Annotated in this window: 17 protein-coding genes; 5 read left to right on the top strand and 12 right to left on the bottom strand. The window is 65.1% G+C overall.

Translation table 11 applies throughout. The features are described from left to right. Positions 1 to 50: 50 nt before the first annotated feature. From ACODTA_RS12715 to ACODTA_RS12670, 10 genes are all read right to left on the bottom strand, one after another. On the bottom strand, positions 51 to 575 hold the full coding sequence (locus tag ACODTA_RS12715) for a hypothetical protein (RefSeq protein ID WP_489066278.1): 525 nt from the start codon (positions 573 to 575) through the stop codon (positions 51 to 53). Beyond that, on the bottom strand, positions 572 to 1,024 hold the full coding sequence (locus ACODTA_RS12710; protein ID WP_489066277.1) for a hypothetical protein: 453 nt from the start codon (positions 1,022 to 1,024) through the stop codon (positions 572 to 574). The genes ACODTA_RS12715 and ACODTA_RS12710 overlap by 4 nt, the downstream gene beginning before the upstream one ends. Positions 1,025 to 1,075: 51 nt before the next feature. Continuing rightward, on the bottom strand, positions 1,076 to 1,600 hold the full coding sequence (locus ACODTA_RS12705) for a demethoxyubiquinone hydroxylase family protein (RefSeq protein WP_489066276.1): 525 nt from the start codon (positions 1,598 to 1,600) through the stop codon (positions 1,076 to 1,078). Continuing rightward, positions 1,597 to 2,079 carry a disulfide bond formation protein B gene (locus ACODTA_RS12700; protein ID WP_489066275.1) on the bottom strand — a complete coding sequence of 161 codons (483 nt, stop codon included), beginning with the start codon at positions 2,077 to 2,079 and terminating at the stop codon, positions 1,597 to 1,599. The genes ACODTA_RS12705 and ACODTA_RS12700 overlap by 4 nt, the downstream gene beginning before the upstream one ends. Positions 2,080 to 2,176: 97 nt before the next feature. Further along, positions 2,177 to 3,529, bottom strand: a complete 1,353-nt coding sequence (locus tag ACODTA_RS12695) for a S41 family peptidase (RefSeq protein WP_489066758.1) — start codon at positions 3,527 to 3,529, stop codon at positions 2,177 to 2,179. A gap of 111 nt (positions 3,530 to 3,640) precedes the next feature. Beyond that, a complete protein-coding gene (locus ACODTA_RS12690; protein WP_489066756.1) occupies positions 3,641 to 4,840 on the bottom strand; it encodes a murein hydrolase activator EnvC family protein in 1,200 nt (399 codons plus the stop codon). A 7-nt stretch (positions 4,841 to 4,847) separates the two neighbouring features. Next, entirely contained in the window at positions 4,848 to 5,270 is a 423-nt protein-coding gene (locus ACODTA_RS12685) for a 23S rRNA (pseudouridine(1915)-N(3))-methyltransferase RlmH (RefSeq protein WP_489066755.1), read from the bottom strand. A gap of 66 nt (positions 5,271 to 5,336) precedes the next feature. Then, complete coding sequence (gene rsfS / locus ACODTA_RS12680) at positions 5,337 to 5,726, bottom strand: ribosome silencing factor (protein WP_222993271.1); 390 nt, start codon at positions 5,724 to 5,726, stop codon at positions 5,337 to 5,339. 11 nt (positions 5,727 to 5,737) lie between these two features. After that, positions 5,738 to 6,367: a nicotinate-nucleotide adenylyltransferase gene (locus tag ACODTA_RS12675; RefSeq protein WP_489066753.1), complete on the bottom strand. Its 630-nt coding sequence runs from the start codon at positions 6,365 to 6,367 to the stop codon at positions 5,738 to 5,740. After that, positions 6,364 to 7,626: a glutamate-5-semialdehyde dehydrogenase gene (locus tag ACODTA_RS12670; RefSeq protein WP_489066274.1), complete on the bottom strand. Its 1,263-nt coding sequence runs from the start codon at positions 7,624 to 7,626 to the stop codon at positions 6,364 to 6,366. The genes ACODTA_RS12675 and ACODTA_RS12670 overlap by 4 nt, the downstream gene beginning before the upstream one ends. 112 nt (positions 7,627 to 7,738) lie before the next feature. On the opposite strand from ACODTA_RS12670, the gene ACODTA_RS12665 reads away from it, so the two are divergent. Together ACODTA_RS12665 and ACODTA_RS12660 are read left to right on the top strand one after the other, a co-directional pair. After that, positions 7,739 to 8,767, top strand: a complete 1,029-nt coding sequence (locus tag ACODTA_RS12665; protein WP_489066273.1) for a DUF3667 domain-containing protein — start codon at positions 7,739 to 7,741, stop codon at positions 8,765 to 8,767. Positions 8,768 to 8,822: 55 nt separating this feature from the next. Next, positions 8,823 to 10,064, top strand: a complete 1,242-nt coding sequence (locus tag ACODTA_RS12660; protein ID WP_489066272.1) for a multidrug effflux MFS transporter — start codon at positions 8,823 to 8,825, stop codon at positions 10,062 to 10,064. A gap of 3 nt (positions 10,065 to 10,067) precedes the next feature. Here ACODTA_RS12660 and ACODTA_RS12655 read toward each other — a convergent pair whose 3' ends face one another. After that, positions 10,068 to 10,496 carry an OsmC family protein gene (locus ACODTA_RS12655; protein WP_489066271.1) on the bottom strand — a complete coding sequence of 143 codons (429 nt, stop codon included), beginning with the start codon at positions 10,494 to 10,496 and terminating at the stop codon, positions 10,068 to 10,070. A 131-nt stretch (positions 10,497 to 10,627) separates the two neighbouring features. On the opposite strand from ACODTA_RS12655, the gene ACODTA_RS12650 reads away from it, so the two are divergent. The 3 genes from ACODTA_RS12650 to ACODTA_RS12640 all read left to right on the top strand — a co-directional run bounded on the left by ACODTA_RS12650 (position 10,628) and on the right by ACODTA_RS12640 (position 12,818). Further along, positions 10,628 to 11,077 (top strand): EVE domain-containing protein, encoded by a 450-nt coding sequence (locus ACODTA_RS12650; RefSeq protein WP_489066270.1) that lies wholly within the window; start codon positions 10,628 to 10,630, stop codon positions 11,075 to 11,077. Positions 11,078 to 11,395: 318 nt separating this feature from the next. Further along, entirely contained in the window at positions 11,396 to 12,442 is a 1,047-nt protein-coding gene (locus ACODTA_RS12645) for a M23 family metallopeptidase (protein ID WP_489066269.1), read from the top strand. Between the two features lie 22 nt (positions 12,443 to 12,464). Further along, positions 12,465 to 12,818 (top strand): bactofilin family protein, encoded by a 354-nt coding sequence (locus ACODTA_RS12640; protein ID WP_489066268.1) that lies wholly within the window; start codon positions 12,465 to 12,467, stop codon positions 12,816 to 12,818. Here ACODTA_RS12640 and ACODTA_RS12635 read toward each other — a convergent pair. Beyond that, the gene (locus ACODTA_RS12635; RefSeq protein WP_489066267.1) at positions 12,793 to 13,464 is read right to left on the bottom strand and encodes a phosphatase PAP2 family protein; all 672 of its coding nucleotides are present in this window, start codon (positions 13,462 to 13,464) and stop codon (positions 12,793 to 12,795) included. The genes ACODTA_RS12640 and ACODTA_RS12635 overlap by 26 nt on opposite strands.

Here is a 13,464-nt window from a genome sequence, read left to right as displayed (position 1 = left end):
TTTTGTACCCGTTCAATCGTCGCTCCAGCGAAAGCTGGAGCGACAGAATGTTATTTCGGCTGCTTCGCGGCTTCGGCTTCCCTGGCAGCCTTCGCCGCTTCTTCCGCCTTCACGCGCGCTTCGATCGCATCTGAATCCGCGTCGATCCGGCCGACGCGCTCCTCACGCGCCTTTTCGACCAACGCGACCCAATTGGTGCCATCGCCCTGTGCACGCTCGGCACGTGCCTGACGGACGAGCTGGTTGAAGCAGCCGCTCATTCCGCCGGAACCTGTGGGCGTGCAACTGCCGATGCCATTGCGGCCGACATATTCGAGCTGTTCCGCGCGTGCGCCCCAGGCCGCATTTTCCGGTGCGTTCGGGTTGCTGCGCAGGGGCTTGGGAATACGATAAGGATCCGCGCGCCGTTCGCAGATGACGATCTCGTCGGCGGCGCCCTTGGGGCATGGCTGATCGCCATAGACGATCACCTGATTGATCTTCTCATTCTCGCCCGGATCGGGCACCGCCTGGGCATGCGCGGCGGCCGGCGCAAGCGCGAGCACAAATATCGGGGCCAGGAACCGCATCGTCATTCTCCGTCATCCTCATGTTCGTCCGCATCGCTGAGCGGGCGATCATTCACGCTTGGAATAGCGCCGTCCGCACGGCGCTGCGCCCGGCGATCGGCCTGGGCCTCGCGCAGGAACTGCGCGTAGCAGCCGGTCCAGCCGGCAGGTCCCACCACCGAACACTTGCTGATGCCAGTCGGCGACGCCTCATTCAGCGCCTCGGACCGCACCGCCCAGCTTTCATTGGCATTGCCCGGCGCGACATCGGGATTGCGGAAGCGCTTGGGCACGCGGTAACGCTCGCTTTCCGGCCGCCTGGGGCAGACGATGATTTCCTCGCCCTCCTTCGCGACCGGGCAGGGATCGTCGCCGTAGACGACGATCACACGCTGTTCCTGCGCCTGTACAGGCGCGTCGACCATCGCGCCGCCAAGGGCGGACAGGGCGACGGCAATGAGGAACACGCTACGCATGACACCGGTCCTTGCTCAATCGGGGAACGCGCGGGCGTTCCATAATGTCCGTCAAATCCGCTTCGAAAGCGCGATCGCGGCTCTACAACCCAGCCGGATCGCGGCGCTCAGCACCGGATAGGCCGGCGCCCGTTCCGCGCCTGCGGCCAACGCTTGATCGCGGTGCTCGACTTCCTCGGCGCGAAACTCGGCGATCGCCTCCGACAATTCGGGGTCGCTGTCGCCAAGCTGCTCGAGCTGCTCGCGATAATGGTTGTCGATCTCGGTCTCGATCGCCGCCGTGCACGCCATCGCCGCTTCAGGGCCGATCGCCGCCGTGGCGGCCCCCAGCCAGAAACCGGCGACATCCCAGATCGGCTGCAGCAGCGTGGGCCGCACGCCCCGCGCCACGATCATCCCGTCGAAATGGCGGCGGTGGCGTTCCTCCTGCGCGGCCATTCCCGCGATCATCCGCGCCGCCGGCGTGCGATCGCCCATCACCGCCATCTGACCCGCATAGATGCGAGTCGCGCCATATTCGCCCGCCTGATCGACACGCAGCATCGATGCGGTATCGGGCCTCGACAGACCGGTCATGCCTTGCGCGCCTTTGCCATCAACCCGAATATGGTGAGCGCCGCGCCGATCGAAAAGATCGCGTTGAACCCGGCAAGCGAAATGCCCGCCAACGTCCATTGCGCCTCATCGCAGCGAACCACCGGCGCCTGCATGAGGTTGCGCAACATATCATCGACACCGCCGCCCGACGTTTCGATGCGCGAACAGGTCGTCAGTCCTTCCCACCAGCCATATTCGACACCCGCATGAAACACACCGATCACGCCGCTGGCCAGGATCGCCAACGCCGCCAGCGCCAGGAACAGCCGGCCAACGGCCTGTCCACGAAGGGCGATGGCGAGCAGCGCCAGCGGGATCGCCGCATAATGCGGCCAGCGCTGCCAATGGCACATCTCGCACGGATAAAGGCCACCCAGATATTGCGAGCCGAGCGCGCCGGCCATCAGCAGCGCCGGCGTCAGCAATGCGAGGGTGCGGGCAATCTTGAGGCGATCCATCAGCAACCTTCTTCTTGTCGCGCGGGATGCGCGGCGCCCGGCATCAGGGCGACAGCCGGCTTTCTCCGGGATGACCGGACGGGAAAACGACGATCCGTCAGCGGCGGCCACCCGGCCGCGCGGCCGCGTTCGCCGCCACCACCGGCTTGCGCGAACGCGCGATCGCCTTGATCGCATAGTCGAGCTGGAAATCGGTGATGCCCGCCTTCTTGAGCTGATCCGCCGTCTGACTGAAGCGCGGATCGGCTTTCGAATCTGCCTCCAGCACGCTGTTGTCGACCTTGGCGGCATTGATCAGGTGCAGGTTCAGATCGGCCTCGCGGAAGCGCGGTCGCGTCTTGTAATCCGGATCCGAAAGCTGGGGCACGGGCAGGTCGGGCTCGATGCCTCCCTCTTGGACCGATCGGCCCGATGGCGTGTAGTAACGCGCCGTGGTCAATCGCAACTGCGTTGTTTCGGTCAGTGGGACCAATGTCTGCACCGAGCCTTTGCCGAAACTGCGTTCACCTATCACCACCGCGCGATGATGATCCTGCAACGCACCCGCGACGATCTCCGCAGCTGAAGCCGAACCGGCATCCACCAACACCACGATCGGCAATCCACGCGCCAGATCGCCTTTCACCAACTTTTCCGCGTAAAAACGTTCGATGTCGTTCTTTTCGCGGCCGCGCTGAGAGACGATTTCGCCACGATCCAGGAACATGTCCGAAACCTCGACCGCCTGATCGAGCAGACCACCGGGATTTGAACGAAGATCGATGACGTAGCCGAGCGGCGGCGCGCCAAGCGACTTCTCGATACCGACAATCGCACCACGCACATCACGCCCGGTCGTTCTCGGCAGGAAGCTGTTTATGTTGATGATGCCGACCCGGTCCTTCACTTCCCATTTCACCGCCTTGATCTCGATGATCTCGCGGACCATCGTCACGTCGAACGGCTTGTCACGCCCCGGTCGAACAACGGTGACCGTGATGCTCGTGCCCGGACGGCCTCGCATCTGATCGACCGCCTCATCCAGCGTTCCGCCGATGATGTTCTTTCCATCAATCTGCGAGATGTAGTCGCCAGCCTTGATACCCGCACGGAAGGCCGGCGTGTCCTCGGTTGGCGCGATCACCTTCACCGCCCCGTCTTCCATCGAAACTGTAAGGCCCAGGCCGCCATAGGATCCCTCGGTTTGCGTCCGAAGATTCTCGACTTCACGCTCATCGAGATAGCCGCTGTGAGGATCGAGAGCCGCCAGCATCCCATTGATTGCTCCCTTGAGAAGCGTCTTGTCATCCACCTCGACGACGTATTTGCTTTTCACTTCCTCGAACACCGCGATGAACTGGTCGAATTCGCGCCAGGTCTTGGCATCGACCGCCGCCATGCTGGCAGTGGTCGCAGGGACAAGAGCGATCGCGGAAACGGCGATGGCGGCGTGGATGATCGACTTGGACATCTGCAACAGGCTTTCCGACTGACTGGAACCCAGACTTGTTGAAGGAGCATACAGGCTTTTGGCCGTCCGCAAAACCGGAGTCGGGGCACAAAAGCGCGGCGCGGCTGAACCTCAGCTGACGAGCGGCGTGATATCCACCGGCCGCCCGTTGCGGCGCAATTCCACGGTCACCGTCGGGCGACGGCCCGCATCCGCCCGGCCCAGCGGACTGCCCTGGGCCACCACATCACCCACCTTGACGTCGAGTCCGGCGAGGTTGGTGATGAGCGATGTCCAGCCCTGGCCATGATCGATGATGACGATCTTGCCGAAGCCGCGATAATCGGCCGCATAGGCGATGCGCCCGCGCGTCGGTGCGACCACCTGCGCGCCCGGCCGGGTTTCCAGCGTCAGCCCCTTGGCGCGCACGCCCGATGCGGAGACCTCGCCCAATCCGGTCACGACTTCACCGAACACCGGCAGGCGATAAGGCGGGTTGCGCGGCTGCGTCAGGCGCGGATCGTCTGGTGGCGCCTGCATCCCGCCTGGACGCACTGGACGGAGCAGCGGTCCCGGCAAGCTTTGCAGCGCCTCTCGCACCCCCGCCTGCTCGTCGAGCGCCGACATGAGATCGACGATATCGCGCGCGCGTTCGCCCAGCGCGATGGCGCGATCGGATTCGAACATCGCGTTATCGGCGAACTGGCGCGAACGCTGGCGATGCGCGGCCTCCATCTTGGCCAGCGCCAATCGTTCGGACTGAAGCCGCTCACGTCCCTTGCGCAGCGACAGAGCGGCGAGATCGGCGCTGCGGCGCAGCGCCCGGCTGCGCACGATCTCGTCGCGCAACCCGCTGGTCCGTTCCTCGACCACGGGCACGATCGTCGCGAGCAGCGAACGGACATGGACGAGATCGGCGGTCGATCCCGGCTGGACCAGCGCGAGCGCCGATGGGCGGCGCGCCATGGTCTGGAGCGCGGCGGTGAGACGAATGATCGGCTGCTGGCGCTCGGCAAGCCGCGCGCGCTGCGCCGCCTGCAACCGCGCGAGAATGCGGATACGCGCCTCGGCGGCGGCGATTTCGGCCTCTGCGGACTGGATGCGCGCGGCGACAGCGGCCGCCTGTGCCTCGGCGCGCGCGGCCTCATCGCGCTCCGCCGCCGCATCGCGCTCAAGCTGCGCCGACCGCGCAGACGCTGCCGCGGCGTCACGGCGCGCCTTGACCAGCGAACGCTGTTCTTCCGCGATCGTCGTCGCCGCCGGTGCATGAACGGCGAAGCCCAATGCCGCGACGGTGGCAAGCACCGGCAGGGTGATCAGGGCGATGCGCATCACGCGCTCACCCTTCGCGATGATAGGGATGATTGGCAAGGATCGAGGTCGCGCGCCAAAGCTGTTCGGCCAGCATCGCACGCGCCATCAGATGCGGCCATGTCGCCCTGCCGAACGCGATCAGCAGATCGGCTTCCTGGCGCATCGCATCGTCGAAGCCGTCAGCAGCGCCGATCAGGAAACGCGCCTCGCGCCGGCCGTCGTCGCGCCAGCGTTCCAGCTTGCGCGCGAATTCCATCGATCCGAGTTGCTCGCCCTTCTCATCGAGCATGATCAGGACAGTGCCCGGATCACGAGCCGGCACACGTCCGCCAGTGTCAGGCAGTTCGGTGAGCTTGAACGGCCAGTTCAGCCTCTTTACGTAGCGATCGACCAGGTCCGCCTCTGGCGAACGACCGATCCTGCCCCTGGCGACGATATGGAGAAGCACGCGGATCCAGCTCCGTGTCATCGCTCCAGGCATTCCGGACGAGCGCCCGAAATGCCCGGACGGTTCTCAATCTTCGTTGGCCGGCGGCGCGTCGCCGAAATTCCACATCCGTTCCAGATTGTAGAAGCTGCGCACTTCGGGACGGAAGAGGTGGACGATCACGTCGCCCGCGTCGATCAGCACCCAATCGGCGGCAGGCAACCCTTCGATACGCGCGCTGCGGCCACACTGCGCCTTGATCTTCTCGGCGAGCTTGGTCGCCATCGAGGCGACCTGACGGGTCGAGCGGCCAGACGCGATCACCATATGATCGGCGATGCTGCTCTTGCCGGCGAGCGGAATCGAGACGGTTTCGACCGCCTGGTCGTCGTCGAGCGAATCCAGCACGAGCCTATGGAGCGCCTCGACCTCCTCTGGGCCGGAAGACGCCTTCGATGCGGAAGCGGATGGAGGCAAGAGTGTTCCTTCTAGGATACCGGCAATCGCGTGACGCGGTCGCGCGGAACGCGGACGGCAAAATCGCGATGCCAATGGGGGTCTGCCTGTCGCAGACGGGTTGCGGAGGTTGGATCGGGGCGAAAGCGCAACAGCACGAGCGCCGGCAATCTCCAATTCGTCCAACTTTTTCGCTGGCTGGCGGGCCGGACGAAGCGCCGCAGCCATCCCATAGCACCACCTGCATGGGCGGCACGATCATAACCCGGACGGGCGATTACGGCAATCGGAACTATTCGCGCTATTTTCCGCCAGTCGCGCCACTGGTGGAACTGGTCGAGATTATCGGCCCCCATCAACCAGATGAACCGATATTTGGGGTAGCGGCGCACCAACGCGTCAAGCGTATCGACGGTGTAGCGCGTGCCCATCGTCCTCTCGATGGCGGTCGCGCGGATCGGCAACCCCCGGCTCATCCGGAGCGCCGAGCCAAGCCGCGCTGGCAGTGGCGCCATGTCCCTGGCAGGCTTCAGCGGATTGCCGGGCGAGACCATCCACCAGATCTCATCCAGCCCAAGCGCGTCGAGCGCGAAGCGACTGATATCGCGATGCCCCTGATGCGCGGGATTGAACGAGCCGCCAAGGAGACCGATGCGCATCAGGGACGCGTCTGGCCGCTGCCCCGCACCAGCCATTTATACGTCGTCAGCCCTTCGAGCGCGACCGGACCGCGTGCGTGGAGGCGGCCGGTGGAAATCCCGATTTCCGCGCCCAGGCCGAATTCGCCGCCATCGGCGAACTGGGTCGACGCGTTGTGCATCACGATCGCGCTGTCCACTTCACCAAGGAAACGTTCTGCGGCGGCCGCGTCCTCGGTGACGATCGCGTCAGTGTGATGCGAACCATGTGCCGCGATATGCGCGATCGCGGCATCGAGCCCGTCGACCAGCGCGACAGAAGCGATCGCATCGAGATATTCGGTATCCCAATCGGCATCGGACACCTCGTCAACGCGCGGATCGAGTGCCTGCGTCGCGGCATCGCCACGCACTTCGCAGCCCGCCGCGATCAGCGCATCGACCAGATCGCCGGCGCCGACATAGGCACGATCGATCAGCAATGTCTCCATCGCACCACAGACACCCGTCCGGCGCATCTTGGCATTGACGACGATGTCGCGCGCCTTGGCCGGATCGGCGGCCACATCGACATAAACATGGTTGATGCCGTCGAGATGCGCGAGCACGGGCACGCGCGCCTCCGCCTGGACGCGCGCGACCAGCGACTTGCCGCCGCGCGGCACCACCATGTCGATCAGCCCCATCGCCCCCAGCATCGCGCCGACCGCCGCGCGATCGGTCACTGGCACGAGCTGGATCGCCGCTTCCGGCGCGCCTTCCGAAGCCAGGCCGCGCACCAGCGCGCGATGGATCGCACGATTGCTCGCCATCGCCTCGGATCCGCCGCGCAGGATCGCCGCGTTACCCGATTTGAAGCAGAGCGCGGCGGCATCCGCCGTCACGTTCGGCCGGCTCTCATAGATGATCCCGATCACGCCCAGCGGCACGCGCACGCGCTGCAGGATCATGCCGTTGGGCCGGCGGGTCTCGTCGATGATCGTGCCCGCCGGATCGTCGAGCGCGGCCACCGCCGCGATGCCGTCCGCCATCGCGCCAAGCCGGCCGGGATCGAGCCGCAACCGATCGAGCAGCGCGGACGAGAGGCCGGCGGCGGTCGCGCGCGCCATGTCCTCGGCATTGGCGGCCAGGATCGCCGCCTCGTTCGCGCGCACCGCCTGTGCGGCAGCGGCGAGCGCAGCCGCCTTTCGCGGCCCCGACATCGCGGCCAGCCGGCCGGCGGCGGCGCGCGCGGCCGCCGCCATCTCACGGATCAGGGTTTCGCAATCGTGCGGATCGTTCATGCCGGCGCGCCTAGCATGATCATTGTCCACACGAAATAGCGCTTCCCCGCCTCCCGGCCCGGCTGCTACGAACCGGATCATGTCAGGGGGCATCGAAGCAGCGGGAGACGCGGTGAGCGCGGGTTTGGTGGCGCATGCCGTCGAACCTGCCACGGGCGGCCATGACGGCGACGCGTCGCACGGCATCTGCCTCAATTGCGGCACCGCGCTTGCCGGCCCCTATTGCCATGCCTGCGGCCAGGCGGGGCATATCCACCGTTCCCTCGCCGCGATCTGGCACGATCTCGCGCATGGCGTGCTCCATTTCGAGGGCAAGATCTGGCGCACATTGCCGATGCTCGCCTTTCGGCCCGGCGAACTGACCCGCCGCTATGTCCATGGCGAACGCGCGCGCTTCGTCTCTCCATTGGCGTTGTTCCTGTTCTCGGTCTTCCTGATGTTCGCGGTGATCAACCTGTTCGGCGGGCATCTCGAAACACCCGAACTGAACGTGACGACGAACCCGCAATTACAGGCGCAGGCGGCAAGCCAGATCGAAATCCAGCGCAAGGGCGTCGAGAATGCGGAACGCAAGATCGCCGAAGCCAGGGCCGCTGGTCGCGACACCGCCGCCCTCCAGGAGAATCTGGCCACGCGCCGGGAGATGCTGAAGACCGTCGAGGCGGCTTCGCGCGGCAAGCCGCCGAGCTTCGCCAACATCAAGACGGGTTGGCCGAAGCTGGACAAGGGCATCGCCAAGGCGAGCGCCAACCCCAATCTCGCGCTCTACAAGATCCAGTCCAATGCCTATAAATTCTCATGGGCGCTGATCCCGATATCGGTGCCGTTCGTCTGGCTGATGTTCCTGTGGCATTTCCGCCGACGGGTTTACGACCATGCGATCTTCGTCACATATTCGCTTGCCTTCATGTCGCTGCTGACGATCCTGCTGACGATGCTGTGGGTCGCCGGCCTGAGCGGCGATCTGATCAGCGTGGCGGCGCTCGTCATCCCGCCGGTCCACATCTATTCCCAACTCAAGGGCGCCTATGAGATCGGACGTTTCGGCGCGCTGATCCGAACCTTCCTGCTGATCATCTTCGCGTCGATCGCGCTGGTGATGTTCCTGCTCTTCCTGCTCGGGCTCGGCATTTCCGGCTGATTTTTTTGCACCGCAACACTGGCAATCGGCCGCTTGATGCGCCAAGTGGCCGCCTATGGATTCACCCGCATCCCAGGAAACGCCCGTGGTGGAGCGCCCCGGGCCGCGCGAATTCATCGCGCTGATCGCATTGATCATGGCGACGGTTGCGTTGGCGATCGATTCGATGATCCCGGCGCTCCCCGCGATCGGTCAGTCGCTGAACGTGGTTCACGACAATGATCGCCAGTTCGTGATCGGGGCCTTCCTGATCGGCTTCGGCGTCTCGCAATTCTTCATCGGCACCTTGTCCGACCGGTTCGGCCGGCGCCCGGTGCTGCTGATCTCGGTCGCTGGCTATGCGATCTTCAGCCTGGCGGCCGCATTCGCGCCCAGCTTCGAGCTCTTGATCGCCGCGCGCATTGCGCAGGGTGCCGGTGCGGCCGGTGGCCGCGCGCTCGTCGTCTCGATCGTGCGCGATCGCTATGTCGGCCGGCAGATGGCTCGAGTGATGAGCCTGGCGTTCATCGTCTTCATGGCGGCCCCAGTGCTGGCGCCCAGCGTGGGGCAAATGATCCTGCTGGTCGCGCCATGGCGCTGGATCTTCGTGGCGCTGGCCGCGATCGGCATCGGCATCCTGCTCTGGGCCGGACTGCGACTGCCCGAGACCCTGCCCAGGGAACGCCGCATCGCCATCACCCCGGCGGGGCTCGGCGCATCCTATGCCACGGTGCTAGGCGACCGCCAGTCGAACGGATACACGCTCGCCGGCGCTTTCATCAACGGCGCGCTGATGAGCTTCATCCACTCGGTCCAGCAGATCTTCACCGACGTCTTCGATGCGCCGGGAATGCTCTCCATCGTCTTCGCCGCGGTCGCGGCCACCATGGCGATCGGCTCGCTGATCAATTCACGGCTCGTCGTTCGGCTGGGCATGCGCTTCATCGGCCACTGGGCGCTGATCGGCTTCACGCTGTTCGGCGGCATCCACCTGGCCGTATCCCTGTCGGGTCATGAAACCATGATCGACTTCGCCTTGCTTCAGGCGGCCGCGATGGGCTGTTTCGGGCTCGCTGCCGCGAATTTCGGCGCGCTGGCGATGGAGCGCGTCGGTCATGTCGCCGGCACCGCCAGTTCATTGCAGGGCGCATTCCAGACGATCTTTGGCGCCGCGATCGGCATCAGCGTCGGCCGCCAGTTCGACGGTACGACGATCCCGCTCTACACCGGCTTTTTCCTCTGCGGGCTCGCCGCGCTCTGCACGATACTCGTCACCGAGCGCGGCCGGCTGTTCCACAGGACGCCACAGCCCACCTGATCGCTACTCGGACAATGTGTGCGTCAGGGTGATTTCGGCCTTGAGCAGCTTCGACACCGGACAATTGGCCTTCGCGCCGGCCGCGATCTCAGCGAATTTGCCGGCGTCGATTCCCGGGACGCTTGCCGAGAGCGTCAGGTCCGAACGGGTGATCGAGAAGCCGTCGCCATCCTTGTCGAGCTTCACCGCCGCCTTGGTCTCGAGCGTTCCGTCCGAAAACCCCTCGCGCGCGAGGGCGAAGCTCAACGCCATGGTGAAGCAGGCCGCGTGCGCCGCGGCGATCAACTCCTCGGGATTGGTTCCCGCGCCGTCCTCGAAACGCGTGTTGAAGCCGTAATTGGTGTCCGAAAGCACGCCGGACTGGCTGGAGACATGGCCCTTTCCGTCCTTGCCGAAGCCTTCGTAGCGGGCGGATGCGGTGCGGGTGATCATCGGGCGGCTCCTTTGGATTGGGTGTGCCGACGATAAAGCATCGTCCGGATTCGCCGGAAACGCTTTTCGGCCGAAACGATCTGTCCGAGAGATTGTTGGAGCGGGATCGCACGGATGCGATATGACCACGCATGGAACCCCGATCGGAGGATGTGATGACCGACCGCGCCTATTGGCTGATGAAATCGGAACCGGACGCCTATGGCTGGGACGATCTCGTGCGTGACGGCGAAGGTTATTGGGACGGCGTGCGCAATCCCACCGCCGCGATGCACATGCGCGCGATGAAGCTGGGAGACCGGGTGCTGTTCTATCACAGCAATATCGGGCTGGAGGCCGTCGGCATCATGGAAATTTCGGGCGAGGCGGAGCCCGATCGCACCGACAGTACCGGTCGATGGGTCGCCGTGCGCGTGAAACCGGTCAGGCCGCTCAAAAAAACCGTATCGCTCAAGGCGATCAAGGCCGAGCCGAGACTGGCCGATTTGCCGATGATCCGCCAGTCGCGGCTTTCGGTGGTTCCCATCGCCAAGGATGAATGGCGCGTTCTGATGGAAATGGCCGAGGAACCAACGACATAATCATTCGTTACAATTCGAATCGGCCACGAATCGGGCCATCGATTCTCATGAATCCGGGCGCATAACCGCGCTTTCGGCGAAGCGAATACATATAGTTTTTTAATCTTCTTCTTCGTCTCGTCCGAAGACTCACCCGACTCGTCACGAGTCCACCCTTCATGATTTCGCGACTCGCGCGCCTGCCACTATGCGGGCGTCAATCCATCAATAATCGCAGGTCGCGCGGTGCCCGTTACAACGAAGCAGCGGTCCGGGTTCTATGCCCGGCTGGTGCGGTTCTTCCCTGATCATGAAATCTATGTCCGCTCTGGCGGGCAGATGCGTTTCCTCCGGATCACCACCGGTTTCCAGATCAAGCTCGCGGCGCTCGCCGCCCTGCTCTTCTCGATCTGGCTGGTCTCGACAGTGTTCATGGTCGGCCTGCAGATCCGCACGGTGCAGGATCGGATCGCGCTGGGCGCGCAGCAAAGCGCGGTCGATCGTTCAGCCGGACGCGTCGAGGCCTGGCAGTCGAATGTCGAGGGCATGGCGAGCCGGCTGGAGAAGCGCCAGCAGCTTCTGGACCAGATGGTGACCCGCTATTTCGGCGCGGTCGAACCCGCGCCCACCCCCGTTCCCGCCACGGCGCCGGCCAAGATCGGCGCGGTCATTCCTGAAGCCGCTCCACTCGCACGGATCGAGGCGCGCCAACTCGCGTTCACCAATACGCTGACAATGGCAGCGACCATGCGCGCGCAGGAAGCGGAAAAGGCGATCCGCCGCTTCGGCGTCGATCCACGCGCGATGGCGCCGCATCCGGCGATGGGCGGACCCTTCATTCCGTTGCGTACCACGGCACCGCGCACCCTGAAGGATCTGAGCCTCACGCGGCTCGCGACATCGCTGCGCCAGCTCGACACGATGGAACGCGCGCTGATGGCGCTGCCCAATTCGGCACCGGCCATGCCGCTGACGCTCAGCAGCAGCTTCGGTGTGCGGTCCGATCCGTTCAACGGCGCCGCCGCCCTTCATGCTGGCATCGACATCACCGGAGATCGCGGCCAGCCGATCATGGCCGCCGCCGCCGGCCGCGTCGTTTCGGTCGGCCAGCAGGGCGGCTACGGCAATCTCGTGATCGTCGATCACGGCCATGGCATCCAAACCCGCTACGGCCATTTGTCCGGCTTTGACGTTCGCCCCGGCCAGATGGTGACGCGCGGCCAGCAGATCGCCCGCATGGGCAGCACCGGCCGTTCGACCGGCGACCATCTCCATTTCGAAGTGCGCGTCAACGATCGTGCGATCAACCCACGTCCGTTCCTGGAGGCCCATGCAGATGTTCTCAAGGTCCAAGACAGCGTCAAACGGCGGTTCGACGGGCAATAATCGCGCCGGCGGATCCTTTTCGGTGATCGGTGCAGACGTTTCCATCACCGGCAATATCGGCGCACAGGCGGACCTGCATATCGACGGCGCGGTCGAGGGCGACATCCAGTGCGCTGCGCTCGTCCAAGGGGAAAGCAGCCGAATCAAGGGCAGCGTGACCGCTGATTCGGCGCGGCTCTCCGGCATCGTCGACGGGTCGATCAGCGCCCGGGAACTGGTGATCGAGCGCACCGCGCACATCACGGGCGACGTTTCTTATGAAACGATCAGCATAGCGCCAGGCGGCCGGGTGGAAGGGCGCTTCACCCTGCGCGGCGGCGCGCTGCTCACCGATGGCGGCGAAGCCCAGCTCAAGCTGGTTTCCGTGGCGGAGTGACCGTTCCTCGCATCTGAACGGGCTTGAGCAGCACCGCCAGCAGCAGCGCCCAGCCGGCGCCGACAAGCCAGCCCGCGACGACGTCGCTCGGCCAATGCACGCCAAGCCAGACGCGTGACAGGCCGATCGCGAACACCAGCAGCCCGGTGACGGCCCAGATCGCGCGACGCTGCCGCTTGCGCCACCACAGCACCGTCGCGACCAGCGCGATAGCGCCATAGACCGCGGCGCTGTTGGCGGCATGGCCGCTTGGCAGGCTCCAGCTCTGATCGACCTCGACCAGCCTGGGCACGATATCGGGGCGGGCGCGCATCACGATCGCCTTCAGCACCCAGGCATTGAGCGCGGCGATGCCGAGCGCGGTGTAGAGGATATAGGATGCCGCGCGCGCCAGCCGCCGGATCATCAGATAAACGATGAAGCCGATGGCGAGGATCGAACGTGGCCAGCCATCGCCCAGCCAGCTCGCGCCACGCATCAGATCGGTCGCGAATCCGGGCAGCGCGTTACCGAAGCTCCTCAGGCCGCGCAGGGCCGCGTCATCGAAGGACTGGAGCACGCCACCCCATGCCAGTGCGATCACCAATATCCCGGCGAGCCAGCAGATGAACGACAGCCGCGCGAAGCGGCGAACGATCGGATCCAT

This window comes from Sphingomonas sp. FG14, assembly GCF_057809675.1.
This window is presented reverse-complemented; position numbering and strand designations above follow the sequence as displayed.

Coding starts and splice junctions, on each gene's coding strand:
- ACODTA_RS12715 (WP_489066278.1), bottom strand. CDS start 575: ATGACGATGCGGTTCCTGGCCCCGATATTTGTGCTCGCGCTTGCGCCG.
- ACODTA_RS12710 (WP_489066277.1), bottom strand. CDS start 1,024: ATGCGTAGCGTGTTCCTCATTGCCGTCGCCCTGTCCGCCCTTGGCGGC.
- ACODTA_RS12705 (WP_489066276.1), bottom strand. CDS start 1,600: ATGACCGGTCTGTCGAGGCCCGATACCGCATCGATGCTGCGTGTCGAT.
- ACODTA_RS12700 (WP_489066275.1), bottom strand. CDS start 2,079: ATGGATCGCCTCAAGATTGCCCGCACCCTCGCATTGCTGACGCCGGCG.
- ACODTA_RS12695 (WP_489066758.1), bottom strand. CDS start 3,529: ATGTCCAAGTCGATCATCCACGCCGCCATCGCCGTTTCCGCGATCGCT.
- ACODTA_RS12690 (WP_489066756.1), bottom strand. CDS start 4,840: ATGCGCATCGCCCTGATCACCCTGCCGGTGCTTGCCACCGTCGCGGCA.
- ACODTA_RS12670 (WP_489066274.1), bottom strand. CDS start 7,626: ATGAACGATCCGCACGATTGCGAAACCCTGATCCGTGAGATGGCGGCG.
- ACODTA_RS12660 (WP_489066272.1), top strand. CDS start 8,823: ATGGATTCACCCGCATCCCAGGAAACGCCCGTGGTGGAGCGCCCCGGG.
- ACODTA_RS12655 (WP_489066271.1), bottom strand. CDS start 10,496: ATGATCACCCGCACCGCATCCGCCCGCTACGAAGGCTTCGGCAAGGAC.
- ACODTA_RS12650 (WP_489066270.1), top strand. CDS start 10,628: ATGGAACCCCGATCGGAGGATGTGATGACCGACCGCGCCTATTGGCTG.
- ACODTA_RS12645 (WP_489066269.1), top strand. CDS start 11,396: ATGCGTTTCCTCCGGATCACCACCGGTTTCCAGATCAAGCTCGCGGCG.
- ACODTA_RS12635 (WP_489066267.1), bottom strand. CDS start 13,464: ATGGATCCGATCGTTCGCCGCTTCGCGCGGCTGTCGTTCATCTGCTGG.